The sequence below is a fragment of the Streptomyces sp. NPDC044921 genome (genome assembly GCF_056432865.1).
The window spans coordinates 375,016-391,683 of sequence record NZ_JBWKIF010000002.1 but is presented as its reverse complement, the minus strand read 5'-3'; the positions used below and the strand labels follow the sequence as shown (position 1 = coordinate 391,683).

Sequence of the window (16,668 nt, the reverse complement as noted above, 5' to 3'; positions counted from 1 at the left end):
ACCGGCCGGACGACCGTTGCGGCATCCAATCCGGCCAGCGGTCCGACGACCGTTGCAGCACCCAATCCGCCCGCCGGCCCGGCGACCGTTGCAGCACCCAACCCACCCCCCGGCCCGGCGACCGTTGCGGCGTCCGGTCCGGGCGCCAGCCCGGCGCCCGGCTCCACCCCGGCAGCGGCCGCCGACCGGGATGCCGGGTCGCGCGTCGCCGACGGCTGCGACGGTGTCTGCGCGGCCCGGGCCGCGGCCCGGCAGGAGTCGCAGGGCGAGCACCCCGCCCCGCGCTGCCACCCGCACGCCTGCGCGCGGCGGACGGCCGTACCGCCCGCGGGCGTCGGAACGCTGCCCGGCGTACCGGCTGCCGCGCCCGCCTCCCCGCCACCGGCGGCCCCCGGCCTCGAACGGGCACCCCCGCGTCCTCCGGCACCCGACGCTCCCCTTCCTTCTCGCTTTCCTTCTGCCTTTCCTTCTTCCTGACAGCGCCCGGCCGCGTCCCCCGTGCCCGGGTGCGCCCACCGGAGGCTTGTCGTGACCCGTTCCGCCCGGGTGAGGGCCCTGCTCGCCCTCGCCCTGCTGGCCGTATCGCTGTGCGTCGCCGTCACCGTGCCGGTCCGCCTGGGGCTGGATCTGCGCGGCGGTACGCAGATCGTGCTGGAGACCCGCTCCACCCCGGCCGCCGGGGCCGACCGCGAGGCCACCGACCGCACCCTGGAGGTGCTGCGCGGCCGTATCGACGCGCTCGGCATCGCCGAACCCACCCTCGTCCGCTCCGGCGAGAACCGGATCATCGCGGAACTGCCCGGAGTGCAGGACCCGCGCGAGGCCGCCGAGGTCCTGGGCCGTACCGCGCAGCTCACCTTCCACCCCGTTCCCGCGGCGGGGGACGGTGCCTCCCGCACGCTGCCCGACGAGTCCGGCACACCGCTGCGCCTCGGACCCGCGGCCCTGACCGGCGAGCACGTCGAGGAGGCCGCCGCCCGCTTCGACGACCGGGGCGGCGCCGGGTGGCACGTCACCGTGGACTTCGAGGACGCGGGCCGTGACCGCTGGGCCCGCCTGACCGGCAAGGCCGCCTGCCACCCTGTGGGCGACCCCGCGCGGCGGATCGCGATCGTCCTCGACGACAAGATCGTCTCCTCTCCCCAGGTCGACCCCTCCCTGTCCTGCGGCAGCGGCATCCGCGACGGCGCCACGCAGATCACGGGATCCTTCGGTCCGGACGAGGCCCGGGAACTGTCCCTGCTCATCAACGGCGGCGCCCTGCCCGTGCCCGTCGAGACCGTCGAGCAGCGCACCGTCGGCCCCACCCTCGGCGCCGAGGCGATCGCCGCGAGCGCCTGGGTCGCCGCCATCGGCACGGCCCTGACCGCGCTGTACGTGATCGTCGTCTACCGGCTGATGGGCCTGCTTGCCGTGCTCGCCCTGGCCTGCTACGGCCTCGTCTCCTACGCCGCCCTGGCCGCGCTCGGCGCCGCCCTCACCCTGCCCGGGCTGGCCGGGTTCGTGCTGGCCATCGGCATGGCCGTGGACGCCAACGTGCTGGTCTTCGAACGGGCCCGCGAGGAGTACACGGCCGGTCGCCGCCCCAGCGCCCGCTCCGCACTCGCCGCCGGGTTCCGCAACGCCCTCAGCGCGATCGCCGACTCCAACACCACCACGCTGATCGCGGCCGCGCTGCTGTTCTTCCTGGCCTCCGGACCGGTGCGGGGCTTCGGCGTCACCCTCGGCATCGGGGTGCTCGCCTCCATGTTCAGCGCCCTGGTGATCACCCGGGTGCTCGCCGAGTTCGCCGCGAGCCGCCCCCGGGTACGCCGCTCCCCCGGTCTCACCGGCATCGCGGCCACGGGTGCCGTCCGCGACCGCCTCACCCGGCGCGACCCGCAGCTGAGGCGCCGCCCGCGCCGCTGGCTGGCCGTCGGCGCCGCCGTGCTCGTCCTGGCCGGAGCGGGCACGATCGTGCGCGGGGTCGACCTCGGCGTGGAGTTCACCGGGGGCCGCCTCGTCGAGTACGCGACGTCCTCCCCCGTCGACACCGACCGGGTCAGGACCGCTCTGGCCGACGCCGGATTCCCGCGGGCCGTCGTACAGTCCTCCGACGCGACGGGCCTGACGGTGCGCACGGAGCCGATGGGCAACGCACAGGAGGCGAAGGTCACCGCGGCCGTGCGGGAGCTGGCGGGCGGGGCGGAGAAGGTCCGCGACGAACTCGTCGGCCCCAGCCTGGGTGAGGAACTGCGCCGCAACGCCCTGGTCGCCCTCGCCGTCGCCCTGGGTGCCCAGCTGCTGTACCTCGCGGTCCGGTTCCGCTGGGTGTTCGGCACCGCCGCGGTCGCCGCCCTCGCCCACGACGTGGTGATCCTCGTGGGCGTCTTCGCCTGGCTGGGCAAGCCTCTGGACGGCGTGTTCCTGGCGGCCCTCCTCACCGTCGTCGGTTACTCGGTCAACGACTCCGTGATCCTCTTCGACCGCGTCCGGGAGCTGGCCGGGCGCCACCGGGACAAGAGCTGGGCCGACGCGGTGAACCCGGCGATCCTGCAGACCCTGCCCCGCACGGTGAACACGGGCGTGGGGGCCGCGCTGGTCCTCACCGCCCTCGCCGTGCTCGGCGGGTCCTCGCTGACCGACTTCGCCCTGGCGCTGCTCATCGGCATCGCCGTCGGCACGTACTCGTCGGTCTTCACGGCCGCTCCGCTCGCGGTCCTGCTCGGGCGGCGGCGTTCCCGCTCCGGTTGACCGGTGGCGGGTACCCGTACGGCGTCGGCATGGTCGCCAACGACGGAAGGCAACCCCGTGACCGAGTCCTTTCCCCCGGAGCCGTGGCACCTGCGAGGCGACATGTTCACGGCGCTCTGGCCGGTGCCCCTGCGGGAGGTGCCCGACTGGCGGCTGCCTCCAGGGGTGCGTCCCCTGCGGCTGGGGCGGTCCTGCCTGGTGGTGACCTTCTGGGTGGACTACCGGCCGGGCGGGACGCTGGCGTACCGGGAGTTGCTGGTCGCCCTGGCGGTGCGGGACCGGCGGGGCCCGGCGGCGTGCGCGGTCGAGGTATGGGTGGACGACGAACGCTCCCGGGACGGCGGCCGCACGCTGTGGGGCATCCCCAAGGAGTTCGGGTCCTTCGTCTTCGGGCCCGCGACCGCGCCCCCGTCGCGCCCGGGCCGGGCCGCGGTGCGCACCCGCATGGTCGTGGAGCGTGCCGGGGACGGACCCGATCCGGTGGTGACCGGGCTGCACCGGGACCTGTTGCCCCTGCCGGGCCGCCTGCCCGTGCGCGGCAGGCTGCTGCAGCCGCACCCCGCGCACGGGACCTGCGAGGTGCCGCTGCGGCTGTCGGGGCGCGCCCGGCTGGGGCGGGCACGCCTGACGGCCGTGCCCGGCGGGCCGCTCGCCTTCCTCGACGGCCGGAGAGCCGCGGCGGCTTCGGTCCGTGACTTCCGCATGACCGTGGGCCCAGCCGGCGGGTGCTCCTGAACAGCCGGTGCGCGGTGCCCGGGAGACCGGTCCAGGCCGCCGGCCGGTGTGCCGTGTCCGGGCGGTCGGCGCACGGTTGCCCGTCGGTCCAGCGCGGTCAGGTCCGTTACCACGCCCTCCTCTTCGGGCAGCCGCCGGACCAGCTCCCGGGTGCGGGCCCGGCCGCGAGCAACTCCTCCGGTTCCGCGGGCAGTCGGCGCGTGTCGTAGGACCACCAGTACCCGGCCATGTCCGGTGCGGGCCGCCGGTCCCGGGGGCGCGGCACCGCCAGTTCGACGGCGGCGGTGACGGCCAGTCCGCCGAGGCGGTCGGCCGCGGTGCCCCCCAGGGAGCGTCCGCCGAGCATCGGGGCGCGAACTCCCCGGTGGGGTGGTGGGGTTGCGGGAACAGGCCGAGGCCGGGCAGGCGCGGGCCCTCCTGATGGCGCGGCCCAGCGGCGTCACGGCCCCGGCGGCCAGGACAGCGTCGGCGCCCCGGGCCGCCTGGACGAGGGCGCCGGACCGGTCACGCGGGCGACACGCCGTGTCCGCCGGTACGTGGACGGACATCGCCGGTGCGGGCGACGGTTCCGCGCGCCCTCACCCCGGACCGGACCGGCGGGTGCCGGGGCCGCTGTCCAGCGCGGCGAGCAGGGCGGTCGCGGCGTCCCGCAGACGGGGTGAGGTGTCCGCGGTGAGGGCGGCCAGCCGGCCCCGGGCGTGCTCGGCGCCCGGTGGCCACGATCCGTTGGCGTCCACCCAGCGCCGCAGACCGCGCACGGCCTCGTAACGGGCCCGCTCGTGCGGGTCGTCCAGGCCCCGCAGGAAGCGCCGTACGTCGTGCCGGGTGTGCGGGTCGGTCGCGTCGCCGCCGTCGAGGAGCGACAGCGCGGCGGCCCGGACCTCGCCGGAGCCGGCGGTGTCCGCCAGGCGCCGTACGGCGGGGAGTGCCTGGGTGAGGCCCCACAGTGCGTTGCGGGTGCGCCACACGTACCGGGCGTCGGACTCCAGGTGGGCCGAGAGGGCCCAGGCCACGGGGTGCCGCTCCCAGGGGCGCAGGCCGTTCCCGACGAGGTGCTCCAGCCCGTCGAGGGCCCCGGCGCGCAGGTCGTCGTCGGGGTCGTCCAGGAGGGGCAGCAGCAGCCACACCGCGTCCCAACGGCCGCCGGATCCGACGGCCGTGGCGCAGGCGGCCCGGGTGCGGGCGGGGACCGTCGTGTCGGCCAGGGCGGTGCGCAGGTGTGCGGCGGCCGTGCCCGTGTCCAGGGCGCCCAGCAGCCGGGCGGCCGGTGGCCCGGCGACGGGGTCGCGCAGCCAGTGCGCCGCAGGTCCGCTCAGGCGTTTGTCGGCCCGGTCGCTGAGGCCTTCCAGCAGGGCGGCGGCGACCTCGGGGTCCCGCTCGGTCCGCAGGGCCGCCCCCAGGCTGTCCTGTACCTGGGGTCGTGCCACGTCGCACAGGCGCCGGGCGGCCTGGACGCGCACCCGCGGGGACGGGTCGCGCAGGCCGTCGAGCAGCGAGTCGAGGAGCGGCTCGGTGCACCGCCGCGGCAGCTCTTCCAGGGCTCGGGCGCGGGCGGCGGCCGGGCCCCGGCGGGCGGTGCGGATCACCTCGGTGCGCACGGCCTCGTCGTCCGCGCAGGCGTACAGCAGGGTCCGGGCCCGTCCCCAGACGGCGGAGTCGGGATCGCCGAGGAGGGCGGCGAGGGCCGCGGCGTCCCCGGGCACGCCCAGGGCGGCCAGTCCCTCCAGGGCGAGGATCCGTACGTGGCGGTCCGGGTCGGACAGCAGCCGGGCGAAGGCTTCGACGACCTCGGGGCCGTCGAGACGGAGCCGGGTGGCGGCGACACAGGCCCCGCACCGCACGCCCGGATCGGTGTCGCGCAGGAGCGGCGGCAGGACGTCGCGGCCGGCCCGCGCGAGCCCGAGGCGGCCCAGGGCCCGGGCGGCGGCCGCGCGGACCGGTGGCGCCGGGTCGGCGGCCGCCCGGGCGAGGACGGGGACGTGCTCGGCCCCGCCCCGTCTGCCCAGGCCCTTCACCGCCGCCGCGCGCCGCTCCGGCTCCGGAGCCCCCGACTCCCGCAGGAAGAAGGCGATCTGATGGTCCGTCCCCATGGGACACCTCCCGGGAAGGAAGACCGCCGAGCCACGGGAAGGTTGCCCTCGCCTCCACGGGCCGCGGGCCTCTTCGCGGGGTCAGCCCGCCGCGGGCGAGGGTCGTGTTCCTCCTCCGGGTCCGGGCACCACCGGGGCGCTGTGCGGTGCTCGGGCCGCCCTGCCGTGGAAGGCCATGGTGAGGCGGTCCGGCTTCACCGTGACGACGGCCCGGGGCCGGGGCGGGCGGGAGGTGAGGGCGAAGGAGGACCAGGTCCGCAGGATGGTCGCCAGGATGACGTGGAGTTCGGCCCAGGCGAAGTTCTCGCCGATGCACTTGCGCCGGCCGTCGCCGAAGGCGAGAAACGAGCCGCGGGTGGCCGCCGCGTTCTGCGGCGTCCAGCGGTCCGGATCGAAGACGTCCGGGTCGGCGAACACGCCGGGGTCGTGCTGGTGGAGGTAGGGGCTCCACACCACGTCGGCGCCCTCGGGCACGAGGTGGCCGCCGAGATCGACGGCGCGGGTGGCCGTCCTGGTCACCAGCCAGGCCGGGCCGTACTTGCGGACGGCCTCCCGCAACACGCTGCGGGCGTACGGCAGATGCTCCAGATCGCCGTAACCCGGCGGGCGGTCGCCGCACACCGCGGCCAGTTCGGCGCGCAGCCGCCGCTCCACACGCGGGTCGCGGGTGATCTCGTACAGCGTCCAGGCCAGCGTGGTGCCGGTGGTCTCGATCGCCCCGGTCAGCAACGTGATGGCCTCGTCCTGGAGTTGACGGCGGCTCAGCGGGTCCTCGGCGGTGAGCAGGGTGTCGAACAGGCCGGTCCGCCGCTCGCCGGCCGCCGCCGAGTGCGGGCACCCGGCGGCGGCCGGCGTGGCACCGGTCCCGGCACCGGCGCCGGGGGGCGTCCCCGGCGTCCGGCCCGCGCGGTGGTCGACGGCCTGGTCGATGAGGATGCGCAGACGGGCGACGCGCTGTGTGTGCGCCCGGTTGGCGGGCAGGGGCAGCCGGGTCGCCCAGGGCGGGAGGAGCGTCTGGCGGATCGTTCCTTTCATGAGCTTCGGCATGAGTGCGATGAACTCGCCCGCCAGGTGCTCCGGCAGGTCCGCGCCGAACAGGGCGACGAGGAAGGCCGCGAGGGTGAGCGCGTTCATGTCGTCGCAGACGTCGCGCGGCTCGGCCTCGGGCCAGGCGGCGACCATGGCCGCGACCTGCTCGATCATGGCGTCACCGCGGCCCGCGATGTGCGCCTTGCTGAACATGGGCTGCATCAGCCGCCGGTGGCGCAGGTGGGCGTCGCCGTCCGCGATCGTGGCGAGGCCGTCGCCGAAGAACACGCGCAGCGCGTCGATGATCCTGCCGCCCTTGGCGTAGTGCGCGGCGTCGGTGACCAGGACCCTGCGGGTGAGAGCGGGGTCGGTGACGACGTAGGCGGGGGTGGGGCCGATGCGTATGCGCACGACGGGGCCGTGCGCGCGCAGGGAACAAATGAAGGACAGGGGATCGCGGGCGAGTTGGAGTCCGTGGCCGATCAGGGGCAGGTCTCCGGGGGCGGTGCGGGTGGGCGTCGCGGGAGCGTTCATGGCCGGTCTCACTCCTTGTGGGGGCGTCCGTCGTGGGGGCGACAGACGACCGATGCATGCCCATGGCACGGACCCCGGATGCACCGGCCCCGCGATGCATGCGTCACGCCCGGCGTGCTGGGCAGGGAGTGGTGACAAGTTCCCTCGCGTGACCGGAGGTACGGATGGACATCGGTATAGGCCTTCCCAACACGGTTCCCGGCACCGAAGGCCGGGTGCTCGTGGAGTGGGCGCGGCGGGCCGAGGAGGCGGGGTTCAGCACGCTCGGAACGATCGGACGGCTGGTCTACCCGGGGTACGAGGAGCTGGTCGCGCTGAGCGCGGCCGCGGCCGTGACCAGCAGGATCCGGCTGACGACCAGTGTGCTGCTGGGGCCGCTGTACTCGAACGCCGCGCTGCTGGCGAAGCAGGCGGCCTCCGTCGACCGGCTGTCCGGGGGCCGGTTCGTGCTCGGCGTGGGCCTGGGCGGGCGTGACGACGACTTCGCGGCGAGCGGTCTGCCGACGGGGGGCCGGGGGCGCCGGCTGGAGGAGCAGCTGGTGGAGTTGAAGCGGGTCTGGGCGGGCGAGGAGCGGGGGTTCGCCGGGGCGATCGGCCCCGAGCCCGTGCGTGAGGGTGGTCCCGAGCTCATTCTGGGCGGCGCGACCGAGGCGAGCTTCCGGCGGGTGGCCCGGCTGGGCGACGGCTGGATCATGGGCGGCGGCACGCCGGACACGTTCGCCCGCGCCGCGGCCGGGGTCGACACGGCGTGGCAGGAGGCGGGCCGCACGGGCACGCCCCGCAAGCTGGCGCTGGCCTACTTCGCGCTGGGCCCGGACGCGCGGGCCCACGCCGACGGCTATCTCGGCGACTATTACGGCTTCCTCGGCGAGGCCGCGGCGCAGGTCGCGGCCGGTGCGGCGGTGACCGCGGAGATGGCCGCGTCCTACGCCGAGGCGTTCGCCGAAGCCGGCTGCGACGAGCTGATCTTCGTGCCGGCGGCGTCGGATCCGCGGCAGGTCGAGTGGCTCGCCGAGGCGACGCGCTGAGCCGCCGGCCGCTCCAGGACGTGTCCGCAAAGTCCCTCCTGCCCTGCGGGCGGACGGAGGGCCCTGCGGACACGTCCTAGGCGAGCGGGGCGATCCCCGCCTGCCCGGCCCGGAGTTCGGACCGGACGAGCTCCAGGAGGCGGCCGGTCCAGTTGCGGCCCCGGCCGCCGTTGTCGCCCCAGTGGCCGGAGTCGTCGTCGTAGACGAGGGTCGCGTCGGCCGTGTCCAGGAGGACGCGGGCGAGATGCGGATGCTGGGTGTACTTGGCCCGCAGCAGGGCGGCCATGACGGCGGTCCGGGCCTCTTCCCACCCTTCGCGCCGGGGTGCGCCGACCGCCGTGTTGCGTGCGGCGAACGCCGTGTCCGCGTCCCGGACGGCGGCCCGGGACGCGGGGTCGGCGGTGGACAGGGCCCAGTACGCATGGGCCACCGAGGGGTAGGTGTCGCCGTCGACCCGAACGGGCGCGGGGTAGTCGTTGCGCAGCGCCTGCTTGCCCGGGGCGTCCGAGGGCTTGAACGGATGGCTCTGGGGGAGGTGGATCGCGGGGGCCACGGGGGTCGCCGGCCCGTCCGCCGGGACGCGTGCGGGGCGTTCGGCCAGCCACCTGGCCCGGTCCTCGAAGTAGGCGACCGCCTCGTCGTACTCGTCCTGGTCGACGGTCTCGCCGGGCAGCGACGCGAGCTCTCCGCCGGGTCCGGTCACCAGGAGCAGGAGCGGCTCGTCCTTGCGGTCCATGTCGCCGAGCGCGTAATGCCGTTGGGTCTCGGGGATGGCGTAGTAGGCGGCGCGGGCGGCGGCCCGGTTCTCCTCGGTCCGCTCGGCGAGGAACACGTCGACGGCGGCGAGGCAGCGGTCCGTGGAGTCCGGCCGGCCGTTGAGCTGGTCGATGGTGTCGCGGACCTCGGCCAGCAGCAGCTCGGGGGTGTGCCACGCGTGGGGCTCGCTGAACGTCCACACGGCCAGGTCGTGGGCGGAGACCCGGGCGCCCTCCGGGAGTTCGGTGGCCACCCAGCCGCTGCGCAGCTTCCGCTCGAACTCCTCCAGGGTGACCAGGCCCCAGCAGTCGATCAGCCCGTCCGCGTAGATGAACAGGTCGGTGAGGTAGTAGTCGCCGTTGCGGATGAAGGCGTGACGCCAGGTTCCGGGGACGCGGACGCCGTCCGCCGTGCGGGAGGTGATGCGGTTGCCGATCATTCAGGCCATTGTGTCCGTACCGGCGATCACCGCAAGGGAATTGCCGGCACGGGACGGCGCACACCCGCAGAGCCGGGTCCTCCGTCACGGCTCGGCGGAGGACCCGGCTCCCGGTGCGGCGGTGGCTCAGGAGGACTGGGCGCTCTGGTACAGGTTCTGCGCGTCGGCCCCGAAGTACGGGCCGTACATGGCGTTGGGCAGGAAGTTGTACTTGAAGCTGTTCACCGAGGACTGCAGGCCGGTGCCCGTGGCCTCGTCGAACTGGGTGAACCACGGGCCGCCGCTGGAGCCGCCGGTCATGTTGCAGGTCAGACCGTGGTCACTGGAGAGCAGGAAGTCGCGGAAGGTGGTGCCGCTGCAGTAGATGAACTTCTCGCCGTCGTACGGGGCGGCCGCCGGGAAGCCGAAGGAGTACATGGCCTTGTTGTAGCCGGTGTTGAAGGCCAGGCCCTGGCCGCCGACGACGTCGGTGAGCCGCTTGCCGTCGAGCGGGGCGACGACGGCGGCGCCGATGTCGTAGTTGATGTCCTCACTGGCCGTCCACTGGGGCGTGGACAGGGCCCTGGCCGCCGCCCAGGTGCCGTACGGCCGCTGCCCGTCGTGGTAGCCGGGCACGAACACCCAGTTGGTGTGCCAGGCGCCCTGCATCTTCACGCAGTGCCCGGCGGTCAGCACCGTGCTCTTGTTGGCGCTGGTGACGGCGTTGCCGGAGCAGGAGGCGGTGCGCCCCTGGTAGGTGAAGAACACCCGTCCGGCGGTTTTGGTCACCGCTCCCCCGCCGGCCCAGGGTCCGCCGCCGTGCGGGAAGGCGAGGGGACCGACGGCGGAGGCGGGGGCGCTGGGCGCCACGACGGTCGCCTTGCCCTTGCGGGGCGCCGCGGGCCGCACCGCGGAGCGGTCGACGGTCAGGACGTCGAGCGGGGTGGCCGCGCGCATCCGTTCCGGGGTCCAGAAGGCCAGGGCGCGTTCGCGCGCCGAGGGGGCCGCCACGCCCGGTTCCGGGGCGGCGCCGGCCGGTGCGGCGGTGACGCCGGTCGCGAGGAGCGCGGCGACGCCTGCGAGTGCGGCGAACACGGTGCGGCGCACCGGGGTGGCGCCGGACGGGCGGAGGCTACGGGGTCTGCCTATCACGCGGTCTCCTTCTGCTGTGGGGGCCGGGCGGCGGAAGCCGTCGCCCGGTCAGGCAGGGGGTGTCGCTGCGGACAGTCAGAGGGCAGCGTGCCACCGGGAGGCCGACATGGACAGGTGCATGACAGAACGATGGCCGAAACGTCACGTACTCTCCGCGCGGAGCGCACAAGGGGCCAGGGGGAAGCGCCGGGCGGCCCGCGGCGAAGGCGGGCACGAAGAAACCCGGCCTCCTGACGGAAGCCGGGTTCCCGGTGGAGCCGTGGAGGGTCAGAGGGCGGGGCCGGTGCCGCCGCCCGGCTGGATGCGGCCGCGCCAGCCGCCGGACTCGCCGCCGCGCTCCTCGATGAACTGCTTGAAGCGCCTCATGTCGCCCTTCACCCGGCGATCGATGGTGCCCATCATGTCCGCGGCCTTCTCGGCCATCCCACTGGGCTCGACCTCCATCACCAGCTCCACCCGCGTGTGGGTGTCGTCCACGCGCTCGAAGCGTACGGAGCCCTTCTGGTTGACGTCTCCGCTGGTCGTGCGCCAGGTGACGCGCTCGTCGGGCAGCTGGTCGACGATCTCCGTGTCGAACTCGCGCCGCACGCCGCCGACCTTCGTGGTCCAGTGGTTGTGACGGTCGTCGATCTGCCTGACCTCCTCGACGCCCTCCATGAAGTTCGGGAACTCCTCGAACTGCGTCCACTGGTTGTAGGCGGTGTGCAGGGGGACGTCGACTTCCACGGTTTCCTTGACGGTGCTCATCTGCATGCCTCCGTTTTTCACTGATCGACTGCGGGAGGCCCATCGGCCCACACACAGGTCCGGGCTCGTGGCAGTCGAGTACCCGGGATGCCGCGGTTGCCACCTCCCAAATGATCGACCGGTGACCGGAAACCGGCCACACCCGGTGGTCGAACACGGATACGATCCCGGCGTGCGCCTTCCCCGCTCCGCCCCGGGCTGGACCATCGCCGTCTTCGGCCTGCTCGCCGCCGCCCTCGGCGTGCTCGGCCTGGTCTCACCGGCCGCCCAGCTGTCCCTGCTCGGTCTCACCGCGCCGACTGAGCGCGCGACCGGGGACTTCACGCCCGCGTTCATGACCGCGTCGTCCATGGCGGCCCTCAACATGGGCGTGTACTACGTGCTGGCGGCCCTGGCCGACTGGCGGGCCTTCTTCCGCTGGACCGTACCGTTCCGGCTGCTGACCTGCACCGTCTTCATCGCCGCCGCGATCGGCGGCAGGGCACCTGACGTCTTCGTCGGGGTCGGGGTGTGGGAAGGGCTGGGAGCGGCGGCGACGGCCGCGGCGCTGCGGTCCGACCGCCGCCGGAGCGCGGCGCCGGCGCCCACCACCGGACCGTGAGCCCGCCGCCGTGCCGGGACCGGTCCGGAGCCTCGGTGCTGACCGCGGTCACGCGGCGGACGCGGGGGGGCGCGCGGGCCGTCTCCGGGCGAAGGCCGTGGCGGAACTCGGGGTGCCGGGCCGCGGCAGCGGCGGAGCGGTGTGGATCAGCCCGGCTCGGAGGGCCCCGGTTGCGGGAGCGCTCGGCCACGCGCGGCGGTCCCACCCGGCAGGCAGCGCCGTGGCGTCCGCCCGGGTCTGCCAGGACCACCTCGGCGGTCGGCTCGCCGCGGCGGTGACCGACACCCTGGCCCCGCGGGGCTGGTGACGTGGGAGGGCGGCCCGGCGCTCATGGAGGTCGGCGCGGTGCGGCTGAGCGCGGACCGGCGTCGAGGAGGCGGTGGAGCGCCGGCATCTGCGGACCCGCCCGGACCCGACGGAACGGCGCCCGCGCCCGGTGGGACGCGCCGGGTTCAGAACCGGTTCTGCTGCTGCGGCTGCCCGTACGGCTGGCCGCCCTGGCCGCCCGCGCCCTGGGCCTGCAGCTGTTCGGCCTGCTCCTTGGTCACCTTCTGTTCGGCCCCGCAGAAGGTGCACTGCGTCTGGTACTTCGTGGAGACGGGGAACAGCGGCACGAAGAACAGGGTGAACTTCGTGACGCGCTTGCGGAGCGTGTGCGCGGAGGGGTTGCCGCACTGGCCGCACACCAGCGTCAGTATCGCGAGCTGGTACAGGTATCCCTTGGTGCCGAAGATGATCACGTGTCGTCCTCCCGGGTCGGATCTTCGTCCAGTGTCCTGTATCACGGGCCGGTGTGGCGCCCGGGCCCCTCGTTCGTGTGGAGAGGCCGGCGGGGCGTGGTCCAGGCGGGTGACAGCGGGCCGGGCCCCCGGGGTGCGCCGGTACGGTGCCGCGGTGACCTCGATCTCAGCAGAGGGGCTGGTCGACGCGACGCAGCGGCCCGGTCTGCCGGTGAGCCTGCTCGTCGTGCCCGGGTCGGCCGTCCTGACCGTGCAGCACCTCAAGGCGCAGTTCGTACCGCCGCAGACCTGGCTGGAGGCGGTGGCCGAACTGGGCTCCTCCTACCTGATCTTCGCCACCCGTCCGTGGCCCGAGGGCGCCGAGCCGGGAGACGTCCGGACGCTGGCCGCCTTCACCTCCGACGAGGAGGTCCTCACCTCGGCGGTGCACGTCATGCTGCCCGCCCGCAGCCTGCGCGGCTGAGTTCCCCCGCGGCCCGGGTCACGTGGAGCGGTGGCCCGGGCCGCGGCGTGCCGCCGGTCAGGCGGACAGGGCCGCCAGCACCACGCCCTTGGCCTCCTCCTGGACCCGGCGCAGGTGGTCGGGGCCGAGGAAGGACTCGGCGTAGACCTTGTAGACGTCCTCGGTGCCGGACGGGCGGGCCGCGAACCAGGCGTTGTCCGTCGTCACCTTGATGCCGCCGATGGGGGCGCCGTTGCCGGGCGCCTCGGTGAGCACCGCGGTGACCGCGTCCCCGGCCAGGGTGTCGGCGCTGACCTGGGCCGGGGAGAGCTTGGCGAGCAGGGCCTTCTCCTCCCGGGTCGCCGGGGCGTCGATGCGCGCGTAGGCCGGCTCGCCGAAGCGGGCGGTCAGGCCCGCGTAGTGCTCGGACGGGGTCTTGCCGGTGACGGCGGTGATCTCCGAGGCGAGCAGCGCCAGCAGGATGCCGTCCTTGTCGGTGGTCCACACGGAGCCGTCGCGGCGCAGGAACGACGCCCCGGCCGACTCCTCGCCGCCGAAGCCGATGGTGCCGCCGACGAGCCCGTCCACGAACCACTTGAACCCGACCGGCACCTCGACCAGTTCGCGGCCCAGGTCGGCGGCGACCCGGTCGATCATGGCGGAGGACACCAGCGTCTTGCCGACACCGGTGGCGGCCGGCCAGTCCTCACGGTGGGCGTACAGGTAGGAGATGGCGACCGCGAGGTAGTGGTTGGGGTTCATCAGGCCCGCGTCCGGGGTGACGATGCCGTGCCGGTCGGCGTCGGCGTCGTTGCCGGTGGCGATGTCGAACCGCTCGCGCTGCTCGATCAGCGACGCCATGGCGTACGGCGACGAGCAGTCCATACGGATCTTGCCGTCCCAGTCCAGCGTCATGAAGCGCCAGGTGGGGTCGGTGTGCGGGTTGACCACAGTCAGGTCGAGGCCGTGCTGTTCGGCGATGCGGCCCCAGTAGGCGACCGAGGCCCCGCCGAGCGGGTCGGCGCCGATGCGCACACCGGCCGAGCGGATCGCGTCCAGGTCGAGGACGGCAGGCAGGTCGGCGACGTAGGTGCCGAGGAAGTCGTAGCGGCCCGTGGTGGCGGCGGCGAGGGCGCGGGCGTGGGAGACGCGCCGTACGTCCTTCAGGCCGCCCCGGATGATCTCGTTCGCCCGGTCCTGGATCCAGGAGGTCGCGTCGGAGGCGGCGGGGCCGCCGCTGGGCGGGTTGTACTTGAAGCCGCCGTCGGCGGGCGGGTTGTGGGACGGGGTGACCACGACGCCGTCCGCGAGGCCGGTGCCGCGGCCGCGGTTGTGGGTGAGGATGGCGTGCGAGACGGCCGGGGTCGGCGTGTAGCCGTCCGCGGCGTCGATCAGCACCGTCACCTCGTTGGCGGCGAACACCTCCAGGGCCGTGACCCGCGCCGGCTCCGACAGGGCGTGGGTGTCGGCGCCCAGGAACAGGGGGCCGTCGATGCCCTGTTCCGCGCGGTACTCGCAGATGGCCTGGCTGGTCGCGGCGATGTGGTCGTCGTTGAACGCGCTCGCCAGCGACGATCCGCGGTGTCCGGAGGTCCCGAACGCCACGCGCTGCCCCGGGTCGTCGAGGTCGGGGTGGAGCGCGTAGTACGCGGTCACCAGCCGAGCGACGTCGACGAGATCCTCGGGTCCGGCCGGACTGCCCGCTCGCTCGTGCTGCATGGGCCCGCTCCTCCACATGGGTCGATCGTTCGTGTGCGGTCTCATCCTTCCTCGTCACGGCGGTGGCGCGCGAGAGGGGCACCCCGGTGAGGGCAGGATGTGCGCCATGCCACGCGCCCTGGGGGCGTCCCGGCCGCGCACAGGCGAGAGGGCGGCGCTACGGACCACCGGGACGCCCGGTGATGCGCCGCGCCGCCTGCCCCTCGTGGCCGGCACGCCGCGCGTGCCGGCCGGGGTCAGATCCGCCCGCCGGTGAGCCGGGTGAGCGGGCCGTGCGCACCGCGTTCGGCGCGGCGGCCCACGGCGTACGAGGCGGCGCTCAGGGCGGTCAGGCCGGCACCGACGCCCGCGGCGACGAGCTTGCGGTGGGCGATGACCGTCCAGGCCGTCTTCGCCGTGGTGGCGACGTGCCCCGAGGCCGTGACGACCGCCTGGCGGCCCGCCTCGACGCCCTTGGCCGCCGTCTGCGCGGCCGTCTTCGCCGTCTCCGCGGAGCGCTCCGCGCCCGACTTGGCGGCTGATGCCGCGTCACCGGCCTTGTCTGCCGCGCCCTTGGCGGCCTGGGACGCCGGGGCGGTGGCCTTGTCCGCCGTGCGGCGGGCCTTGGACTGCGTGGCCCGGATGGTGGTCGGCTTCTGGTTCGCGCGCTTGTTCTCTTCAGTCATGTGACACCGCTTTGCCTCGGACTCGGGCGCCAAACACGTTCGGTCGCGCACCGACCGGGGGGCGTGTGCCTGAGCACCCGGTCCAGGGGGTAGGCGAGCTACAGACACCCGTCACGTCGATCACGAAGGAAGGCGCGTCATGGCCGGAATGCTCAACCGCATCAAGGAATTCGCCCGGAGCCCGCAGGGGCGGCGGGCCGTGGAACAGGCCCGGCGGGCGGCGGCCGACCCCCGCAAGCGCGCCCAGGCCCAGCGTCTGCTCGGCAGGCTCCGCGGCCGCCGCCACTGACCGCCCGGGCATCGCGCCCGTTATCCAACTCCTTGAGCGGATAGGTGTGTCAGGGCCCGGCTTGGGCACATGAGTCGCACCACACCCACGTGAGAGGAGCTGGTTCGATGGGCAGCGCAGGCAACGGCAGGAAGCTCGGGGTCTTAGGCGTCGCGGGCGTCCTGGCCGGCACCGTGCTGGTCGGCTGCGGCGACGACGGCGGCACGAAGAAGGAGGCGGGCGCCTCCTCGGCGAAGACGAGCGCCGGGGCCGGGGAGCAGGGCACGCGGGTGGTGCGCTCGGCCTACGACAGGACGGCCGAGGAGGACACCGCCAAGGTCGCCCTGCGCGTGCAGACCTCGGTCGAGGGCCGCTCGGAGACGGCGCACGGGCAGGGCGTCGTCGACCTGGAGGACGGCGACAGCGTCATGACGCTCACCGCGCAGGGGCAGCGGATCGAGCAGCGCGTGATCGACCAGGTGCTGTACCAGAAGATGCCGAAGGGGCAGGCTCCGGGCGGCAAGCCCTGGATCAGGATCGACCTGGGCGAGGTCGCCGGCCGGCAGGGCGCCGGCGACCACGGCGTGAACGATCCGGCGCGGTCCGCCGCCTACGCCAAGGCCATCACGGACAAGGACGTGACCGAGAAGGGCACGGCCACGATCAACGGCGTGCGAACCACGCACTACCGCGTCAACGTCGACGTCGCCGAGCTGCCGAACGGCGACACCCTGCGCAAGCAGGTCGGCCCCACCCTGCCGATGGACGTGTGGCTCGACGACGAGGGCCGGCTGCGCCGGCAGCAGCTCGACATGACCGTCAAGGCCCCGCAGCAGCCGGCGCAACGGTCCTCCGGCACCGCCTCGTCCGCGCCGGAGAAGGTCACGGTGCGCACGGTCATGGACTTCACCGACTTCGGCACCGAGGTGGAGGCGGAGGCGCCCCCGGCCGGGCAGGTCACCGACATGACCGGCAAGGCCCTCGAACAGGGCAAGCGGCAGAGCTGACCGG

16 protein-coding genes are annotated in these 16,668 nt (G+C 74.6%); 7 read left to right on the top strand and 9 right to left on the bottom strand.

The window, feature by feature from the left end; translation table 11 throughout:
* Window positions 1-528 precede the first annotated feature (528 nt).
* Together secD and AC07DA_RS04465 are read left to right on the top strand one after the other, a co-directional pair.
* Window positions 529-2,733 (top strand): protein translocase subunit SecD, encoded by a 2,205-nt coding sequence (gene secD / locus AC07DA_RS04470; RefSeq protein WP_479124484.1) that lies wholly within the window; start codon window positions 529-531, stop codon window positions 2,731-2,733.
* A 57-nt stretch (window positions 2,734-2,790) separates the two neighbouring features.
* A complete protein-coding gene (locus AC07DA_RS04465) occupies window positions 2,791-3,468 on the top strand; it encodes an acetoacetate decarboxylase family protein (protein WP_479124482.1) in 678 nt (225 codons plus the stop codon).
* 106 nt (window positions 3,469-3,574) lie between these two features.
* Here AC07DA_RS04465 and AC07DA_RS04460 read toward each other — a convergent pair whose 3' ends face one another.
* From AC07DA_RS04460 to AC07DA_RS04450, 3 genes are all read right to left on the bottom strand, one after another.
* Window positions 3,575-3,814, bottom strand: a complete 240-nt coding sequence (locus AC07DA_RS04460) for a hypothetical protein (RefSeq protein ID WP_479124480.1) — start codon at window positions 3,812-3,814, stop codon at window positions 3,575-3,577.
* Window positions 3,815-4,046: 232 nt separating this feature from the next.
* Complete coding sequence (locus AC07DA_RS04455; RefSeq protein ID WP_479124479.1) at window positions 4,047-5,558, bottom strand: HEAT repeat domain-containing protein; 1,512 nt, start codon at window positions 5,556-5,558, stop codon at window positions 4,047-4,049.
* A gap of 81 nt (window positions 5,559-5,639) precedes the next feature.
* A complete protein-coding gene (locus tag AC07DA_RS04450) occupies window positions 5,640-7,121 on the bottom strand; it encodes a cytochrome P450 (RefSeq protein WP_479124477.1) in 1,482 nt (493 codons plus the stop codon).
* A gap of 164 nt (window positions 7,122-7,285) precedes the next feature.
* Here AC07DA_RS04450 and AC07DA_RS04445 point away from each other — a divergent pair, with 164 nt between their 5' ends.
* Window positions 7,286-8,149 carry an LLM class flavin-dependent oxidoreductase gene (locus AC07DA_RS04445; protein ID WP_479124475.1) on the top strand — a complete coding sequence of 288 codons (864 nt, stop codon included), beginning with the start codon at window positions 7,286-7,288 and terminating at the stop codon, window positions 8,147-8,149.
* A 76-nt stretch (window positions 8,150-8,225) separates the two neighbouring features.
* On the opposite strand, the gene AC07DA_RS04440 is transcribed toward AC07DA_RS04445, so the two are convergent.
* The 3 genes from AC07DA_RS04440 to AC07DA_RS04430 all read right to left on the bottom strand — a co-directional run bounded on the left by AC07DA_RS04440 (window position 8,226) and on the right by AC07DA_RS04430 (window position 11,222).
* On the bottom strand, window positions 8,226-9,344 hold the full coding sequence (locus tag AC07DA_RS04440) for an NADAR family protein (protein ID WP_479124473.1): 1,119 nt from the start codon (window positions 9,342-9,344) through the stop codon (window positions 8,226-8,228).
* A gap of 126 nt (window positions 9,345-9,470) precedes the next feature.
* Window positions 9,471-10,475: a trypsin-like serine peptidase gene (locus AC07DA_RS04435; RefSeq protein WP_479124472.1), complete on the bottom strand. Its 1,005-nt coding sequence runs from the start codon at window positions 10,473-10,475 to the stop codon at window positions 9,471-9,473.
* A gap of 267 nt (window positions 10,476-10,742) precedes the next feature.
* Window positions 10,743-11,222 (bottom strand): SRPBCC family protein, encoded by a 480-nt coding sequence (locus tag AC07DA_RS04430; protein WP_479124470.1) that lies wholly within the window; start codon window positions 11,220-11,222, stop codon window positions 10,743-10,745.
* 172 nt (window positions 11,223-11,394) lie between these two features.
* On the opposite strand from AC07DA_RS04430, the gene AC07DA_RS04425 reads away from it, so the two are divergent.
* Window positions 11,395-11,823 carry a hypothetical protein gene (locus AC07DA_RS04425; RefSeq protein ID WP_479124468.1) on the top strand — a complete coding sequence of 143 codons (429 nt, stop codon included), beginning with the start codon at window positions 11,395-11,397 and terminating at the stop codon, window positions 11,821-11,823.
* Between the two features lie 452 nt (window positions 11,824-12,275).
* Here AC07DA_RS04425 and AC07DA_RS04420 read toward each other — a convergent pair whose 3' ends face one another.
* Window positions 12,276-12,563, bottom strand: coding sequence for a zinc-ribbon domain-containing protein (locus tag AC07DA_RS04420; protein ID WP_479124466.1), 288 nt, complete (start codon window positions 12,561-12,563; stop codon window positions 12,276-12,278).
* A 154-nt stretch (window positions 12,564-12,717) separates the two neighbouring features.
* On the opposite strand from AC07DA_RS04420, the gene AC07DA_RS04415 reads away from it, so the two are divergent.
* Complete coding sequence (locus tag AC07DA_RS04415) at window positions 12,718-13,026, top strand: DUF5949 family protein (RefSeq protein WP_479124465.1); 309 nt, start codon at window positions 12,718-12,720, stop codon at window positions 13,024-13,026.
* A gap of 57 nt (window positions 13,027-13,083) precedes the next feature.
* On the opposite strand, the gene pgm is transcribed toward AC07DA_RS04415, so the two are convergent.
* On the bottom strand, window positions 13,084-14,724 hold the full coding sequence (pgm, locus tag AC07DA_RS04410; protein ID WP_479124463.1) for a phosphoglucomutase (alpha-D-glucose-1,6-bisphosphate-dependent): 1,641 nt from the start codon (window positions 14,722-14,724) through the stop codon (window positions 13,084-13,086).
* Between the two features lie 236 nt (window positions 14,725-14,960).
* Window positions 14,961-15,389, bottom strand: a complete 429-nt coding sequence (locus tag AC07DA_RS04405) for a hypothetical protein (protein ID WP_479124461.1) — start codon at window positions 15,387-15,389, stop codon at window positions 14,961-14,963.
* 139 nt (window positions 15,390-15,528) lie between these two features.
* Between AC07DA_RS04405 and AC07DA_RS04400 the strand changes: the two genes are divergently transcribed.
* Window positions 15,529-15,678, top strand: a complete 150-nt coding sequence (locus AC07DA_RS04400; protein ID WP_479124459.1) for a hypothetical protein — start codon at window positions 15,529-15,531, stop codon at window positions 15,676-15,678.
* Window positions 15,679-15,785: 107 nt separating this feature from the next.
* Window positions 15,786-16,664, top strand: a complete 879-nt coding sequence (locus AC07DA_RS04395) for an SCO4651 family lipoprotein (RefSeq protein ID WP_479124457.1) — start codon at window positions 15,786-15,788, stop codon at window positions 16,662-16,664.
* Window positions 16,665-16,668: the final 4 nt, after the last annotated feature.